Origin of the sequence: Streptomyces sp. UNOC14_S4, from assembly GCF_020740835.1 — a bacterium.
Classification (GTDB): Bacteria; Actinomycetota; Actinomycetes; order Streptomycetales; family Streptomycetaceae; genus Streptomyces.
Window position 1 is genome coordinate 1 of sequence record NZ_JAINFC010000458.1, and the last position, 6,121, is coordinate 6,121.

The 6,121-nt window shown below is 72.0% G+C and carries 6 protein-coding genes; 2 read left to right on the plus strand and 4 right to left on the minus strand.

Annotation, left to right across the window (positions count from 1 at the left end; translation table 11 throughout):
* On the minus strand, window positions 1–505 hold a 505-nt coding region (locus tag K6I34_RS29455; protein WP_229330513.1), incomplete at its 3' end, for a response regulator transcription factor.
* Complete coding sequence (locus tag K6I34_RS29460) at window positions 502–1,689, minus strand: sensor histidine kinase (RefSeq protein ID WP_229330515.1); 1,188 nt, start codon at window positions 1,687–1,689, stop codon at window positions 502–504. The genes K6I34_RS29460 and K6I34_RS29455, both read right to left, overlap by 4 nt.
* A 177-nt stretch (window positions 1,690–1,866) precedes the next feature.
* Here K6I34_RS29460 and K6I34_RS29465 point away from each other — a divergent pair, with 177 nt between their 5' ends.
* The gene (locus K6I34_RS29465; RefSeq protein WP_229330516.1) at window positions 1,867–2,424 is read left to right on the plus strand and encodes a heme-binding protein; all 558 of its coding nucleotides are present in this window, start codon (window positions 1,867–1,869) and stop codon (window positions 2,422–2,424) included.
* An 80-nt stretch (window positions 2,425–2,504) separates the two neighbouring features.
* Here the strand turns inward: K6I34_RS29465 and K6I34_RS29470 are convergent, their stop codons facing one another.
* Both K6I34_RS29470 and K6I34_RS29475 read right to left on the minus strand, forming a co-directional pair.
* A complete protein-coding gene (locus K6I34_RS29470) occupies window positions 2,505–3,044 on the minus strand; it encodes a DUF4232 domain-containing protein (protein ID WP_229330518.1) in 540 nt (179 codons plus the stop codon).
* 384 nt (window positions 3,045–3,428) lie between these two features.
* Complete coding sequence (locus tag K6I34_RS29475; RefSeq protein WP_229330520.1) at window positions 3,429–5,459, minus strand: M6 family metalloprotease domain-containing protein; 2,031 nt, start codon at window positions 5,457–5,459, stop codon at window positions 3,429–3,431.
* 339 nt (window positions 5,460–5,798) lie between these two features.
* Between K6I34_RS29475 and K6I34_RS29480 the strand changes: the two genes are divergently transcribed.
* The coding region (locus K6I34_RS29480; protein WP_229330522.1) for a hypothetical protein at window positions 5,799–6,121 on the plus strand (323 nt) is incomplete at its 3' end.

The window sequence follows — 6,121 nt, forward strand, 5'->3', positions numbered from 1 at the left end:
GGGCGGGCGGGGCGGCGCCGCGCATCCGGTCCATGACGCGGCTGGCGATGGGCGGGGACAGCGTGGTGCGGCCCTGGGCCGCGGAGCGGATCGCCGCGAAGAGTTCCTCGGGGCGTTCGGCCTTCAGCAGGTAGCCGGTGGCGCCCGCGGCGATGGCCCGGGTGACGTCGGCGTCCGTGTCGTAGGTGGTGAGGACCAGGACGTGAACGCCGGTGGCCGCGATGCGCCGCGTGGCCTCCACCCCGTCGATGCCGGGGCCGAGCTGGAGATCCATCAACACCACGTCCGGCCGGAGCTTCGCGGCCATGGCCACCGCTTCCTCGCCGCTGCCCGCCTCCCCCACCACGTCGATGTCGGGTTCACTGCCGATCAGGGCGAGCAGCCCGGCCCGTACCACCGCGTGGTCGTCGCAGAGCAGGACGCGGACGCAGGGGACGGCAGGGCCAGCAGGGTCGGCAGGGCCGGCCGCCGCGGGGCTTCCGCAGAGGGGATCGTTCGCGGTCATGACAGGACGTCCAAGGGGATCGCGGCGGACAGGACCGTTCCTTCGCCCGGCGCCGACTCCACGGCCAGCGTGCCCCCGAGCTGACGTACCCGGGCCTGCATCGCGGGCAGCCCATGGCCCCGGGTACCCGCCGCGTCCGGCGCGGCGACGGACGCGGCGGACGCCGCGTCGAAGCCCACGCCGTCGTCGGCGACGTCGAGCACCACCTGGTCGCCCAGATGGGTGAGGGTGAGCGTGGCCGTCGTGGCGCGGGCGTGTTCCCGTACGTTCGCCAGCGCGCCCTGCGCGATGCGCAGCAGCGCGGAGGCGACGCGGTCGGGCAGCGGACCGGCCGGTGTCCCCTCGACGTGGCAGCGCACCGTGAGGCCTCCGGACTCGTCCGTCTCGCGCGCGGCCAGGGCACGCAGCGCCTGTTCCAGGGAACCGCCGTCGGCGAGGTCGGCCGGGGCGAGGTCGCGGACGAAGCGCCGCGCCTCGGCCAGGTTCCGCTCGGCGATCGAGGCGGCCGTACGGACGTGGCGGTGGGCGGCTTCCGGATCGGTTCCCCAGACGCGGTCGGCCGCCTGGAGCAGCATCCGCTGGCTGGACAGGCCCTGGGCGAGGGTGTCGTGGATCTCCATCGACAGGCGCTGGCGTTCGGCGAGCGTGCCCTCGCGGCGCTCGGTGGCGGCGAGCTCGCGCCGGGTGCGGATCAGGTCGTCGATCAGCTGCCGCTGCCGGTCGGCCTGGCGCTGCATGTGGACGAAGACGGCGGTGGCGATGGCGGCGACGGCGGGCGGGGCCAGGACCAGGTTCGGGTCGAAACCGCCCGACGACAGCTTCAGCTGGGCGGCGACCACGAAGGCCGTGAGGACCACGACGAGGGCGAGCGCCCTGCGCGGGGACAGCGTGCGCAGCCCCGTGAAGAACAGCGGCACCGCGCACCACGCGAAGCTCGGCGCGAGGACCACCAGCACCATCCAGACGGCGACCACCGCGCCCAGCCAGGCGAACCGGCGCGGCGCGGGGTGCGAGAGCGGCACCGGGCCGAGTACGTACAGCAGCGCGAGAACGGCGGACAGCGCGATGATCCACGGGGTACGCGGCTCACCGGGGTGACGGATCAGGAACCGGACCAGCGAGGCGCCGAGCAGCAGGAAGAACGCGGCGCGCATGACGACGGCCGTCCACCGTTCCCCGGACATTCCAGCCCTCCTCGGCCCTTCCTCAGCCCCCTCGACCTGCGCATTCCCACCCATCCTGACCCGGGTGAGCCACCCTCGCATCATCCGATCGGCCGACACGGGGGTCCGCCATGACGCCGTGAACGAGCAGCCACCGGGGCGAGGCCGGAGGCGCGGGAGCGGCCGGAGGATCGAGCCATGACCAAGTCGAAGAAGCTCCTCGCCGCCACTGCCACCGCCGCCGTCCTCGCCACCGGCGCCATCGGTGCCGTCACCGCCAACGCCGCGAACGCCGCCGGTCCCGCGAACGCCGCCAAGACCGCCGTCAAGGCCGACGCCGCGAACCGGAACCTCACCCAGTCCACGCGCCTGACGATCGCCGCCGCCACCAAGGCCGCCCAGAGCGCGCTCGACGCCGCGGCCGAGGAAGGCCAGAAGGTCTCCGTCGCCGTCGTCGACCGGGACGGCAAAACGGTCGTCACCCTCCGGGGCGACGGCGCGGGCCCGCAGTCCTACGCCAGCGCCGAGAAGAAGGCCTTCACCGCCGTCTCCTGGAACGCGCCGACCTCCGCCCTCATGGACCGTCTCTCCAAGACCCCCAACCTCAAGGAAATCCCGGGCACCCTCTTCCTGCCCGGCGGCGCGCCGGTCCAGGCGAAGGGCGCCCCCATCGCGGCCGTGGGCGTGGCAGGGGCGCCGAGCGGCGACCTCGACGAGAAGTTCGCCCAGGCCGGCGTGGCCGCGCTGAACGGCTGAGAAGTGCCGAACGGCGGGGCTCATCCAGCCGATGCTTCAGCGAGCGCGCCGCGTCGACCGCATCGACCGCATCGACCGCGTCACCAGACCAGCGCGTCCGCCGCCGTCTGCTGCCAGTACGTCACGTACGCCGTCTCGTCGGTCCACGTGCCCTTCGGGAGGGTCAGGTGCACGGGACGGCCGGCGGAGCCTTCGCCGGTGCCGTTGTCGAAGAAGACGGCCAGGGACGTGGCGGTGTGGCCGTACTGGCCGCTGCCGTCGGCGGCGGAGAGGTTGATGCCCGCGTAACCGGACCGGCCCGGAGCCAGCGTCACCACGGCCTGCGGCTTGCTGTCCTCGACCGCCCGGGTCGCCGACTGGGCCTCGCCGAAGCGCAGGTAGGGGTGACCGTAGAGGTTGCAGGCCTTGTTGCCCGCGTTGGTGACGGTGAGCAGCTGGTGGTTGATCGGGCGGGTGACGTTCTGCACGGTCACCTTGGTGTCGGCCGCGGTGCAGGCCGCCGTCACCCGCTTGTCGGACGTGGCCTTCGCCGCCGGGGCGGCGGCCTGGCTCTGACCCGCGGACACCGCGAGGACGGCCGCGGCGAGAACGGCGGAGGTGGTGAGGCTGGCGGTACGCATGGTGTGTCTCCTGAGAAAGTTCTGACTGGCTGTTACCGAATTGCTGAATTACTGAAAGCCCGACATGCGATCTGACGGATCTTCACAACGTCGATCTTCACCGGGCGGTTCCCCGTGAAACCGCCACATCCGGACACATCGGTTCCGGGGAGTTCCGGGGAGTTCCGGGGCGGCTTCACCCGAGGCGGAGCAGAAGGGTCACGACCGTCGCGACGACCGCGGCCGGCCCTTCCGCACGAGTGCGATCAAGGGCCGGCCGCAGTACGCGTACCGATTCGGCAGCAAGATTCGGCAGCAAGAGATGGCAGCCGCTGCCGGACTACGCCCGGCGGCCGTGAGAGCCGGGCTCGGCCAAGAGCCGGGCCCAGTCATCTGTTTTCGGGCTCAGTCACCCGACTTCTTCAACGTGCACGTCGCCTTCGCCACCTTCCCCGGGTCGCTCTCCGAGCGTGCCGTGAGGACGATTTCCCCCTTCTTCGCGGCGTCCGGCTTCGCGTTCACGGCGACGTTCACCGGTACCTTCGTGCCGGAGGCGGCGGTGGTGAGGCGGTTCGGGAGCCAGGCCGACCAGCCGCGGCCCGAGGCCGTGGCGGAGAGCCGGTAGACGTCGGAGTTCAGATAGGGGGTGTCCTGCGCGGCGGCGCCGCCCGTATTGGCGAGTGCGAAGGTGCACATGGCCCGGCCGTCGGCCGGTTTGCCCTTCGCCGTGCCGCGGGCGAGGGCGAGGCCGCGGGTCCGCGGGCCCGCGCCGTCGAGGGACTTGACGCCCACGGTGTAGGAGAGCACTCCGGCGGTGTCGCGCTGGATGTCCAGGACGTAGAAGTGCAGCCGGTTGGCCTCGTCGACGTACTCGTACGAGCTGCCGGAGTCGGCCCCCGCGTGGAAGAGCGCGTCGCTGAGCTGCCGGTAGTCCCCCATGGTGATCTTCTGGGGGGTGCCGTCGGGGCGGACGAAGTCCACCATGCCGATGTCCTCGGGGTGCGCGTCGATCACCCAGGCGAAGGGGGCCCGGTCGGCGTTCTTGGTCTTGCTCAGCAGCACGCCGTGGTCCGGGGTGAAGGAGTCCATGCCCATGCGGTCGACGACCTCGACGGTGTAGTTGTCGTAGCCGCCGCCGTCGCACAGCGGGTCGGTCGCGCGGTCGCAGGCCGGGGAGAGGTCGCGGCTCATGCTGATGTCGACGCCGGTCAGGCCCTTCTCGCCGGGCGGCGCGGAGCGCGCGGTGACGCGGGCGACGACCATGCCGGAATCCTTGAGCGCGTCGCGGTCGAGGCGCAGGACGTTGCCGTCGTCGACCATGCCGAGCTTGATCTTGTCCCGCAGGACGTGCTCGGCGCCCATCGAGCCGCCGCTGGTCGCGGGTATCCGCCAGCGGGTGTGCGGGCCGCCCGGCCCGTTGAACGAGCCGCGGGAGAGCATGCCCCAGATGCCGGTGTAGCTGCGGCTCAGCGGGGTGCCGTAAGGGTTGTTGTAGTTGTCCCCGATGCCCAGGATGTGGCTGAGTTCATGGGCGAACGTGGCCATGCCGGAGCTCTCGGCCTGCGTGGACGAGCCGTCCGCCGCGTTGGGCCAGATACGGGCGGCCGCCTGCCAGGAGGTCCAGGGGACGTAGCGGGTCCTGGCCGCGTTGCCGCCGTCGGCCAACGGTGCCGGCGGGCCCCACGCGGCCGGAACATCCTTTGCCGTGGCGAATTTCATCGGGCCGAATTCCTGCCAGGTGGAGGACTCGTCCTCACCGGCGGTGAGGTAGAAGACGAAGTCGAACTCCCCTGTCTTCTCCGCACCCACGTCGGCGGTCCAGGCACGTTTGCCGTCGGCGCGTATGTCCTTGCCGCAGGTCTCCCCACTGGGACAGGCGCCGGGGTTCATGCCGGGCTCTATGCCGTACTGGTAGGACTTCCACGGCATGCGGTACGCGCCGAAGGCGGTCAGGTCGACGCCGAAGCGGCCGCCGGAGTCCTCCATCCAGTATTCGTTGATGGTGTGCCCGTGGTTGAGGGCCCCGGGCTTGTTCAGGAAGTCCCGGTAGAACGCGGCAACTTGGTCACGGGGAATTCCGGCGGCTTCGGTCCCGGGGTTCCCGAATTTCGTGGAGCCCGCGGGTCCGGTGACCGCGAAATCCTCGTCCGGATAGTCGAGAAGCACGAGCGCGCCCTTGAACTTCCGCTTCGTGGGCCGGTGATCGGGGTTCGCCCAGTCGGTGCCGGGGACGGCGCGGTACTCGGCCCAGGTCATGTCGTCCGGGTTGCGCCACTGCTGTGGATCGACGGGCTGGACGAGCGGTGGCCGCACCCGGTCGGGCGTCGCCCGCGCGGGCCCGGCGGCCACGGCCACCACGGCGCCGAGGATGCCCGCCAGCGCGATCCAGCGGCGCGCACGGCGGGAGCGCGAACGAGAGCGGGGGCCAGGAAGCATGACTCACCTCTTGTCTGACGTGATCGGACGAGGACGGCAAGCCGTTCGGCGGGCGACCGGCCCGATGGCACAGCGGGTGACCCGTCGCGCTCAAGGTAAAGCGGGTGGAGTCGTGACGCCAGAGCGTCCACGTGACTTTTGCGAGGCCGGTTGACCCCGGAGGCCGGCACGTACGCGCGTGCTGCCCGCGCCCCACGTGCCCACCGGAACAGGGGAGTTCACACACGAACCCACCCCGAGTCCGCCGTCCGCCGTCCGCCGTACACAGTCCACCCGCCCGCAACCGAACGTATGCCTGAATGACGTCCCCCGGTGCGACCCGTCCCCTAGCGTCCTTCCATGACGACCCTCCAGGCGCCGTCACGCACCGCGCGGACCGTACGTCGCGCGCTCACAGCACGCCGCACGTTCGCCGCACGCCGCGCGCTCACCGGCCCCGTCCGGCTCCGCGCCCAGGCTCTCGTCATGCTGGCCGCCCTGGCAGCCCTCTGTGTCGCGGCGGTCGTCGGCGCCGTGGTCGTACGCGGGGACGCGGCCAGGCTGCGGGACACGGCCAGGGACCGGGCGGCCACGGCCTCGGAACTGCGCTTCGCACTCGCCGACTTGGACGCGCAGCGCGTCGGTGCGCTCGTCCCCGGGCACTCCGCCGACCGCCCCGCCAC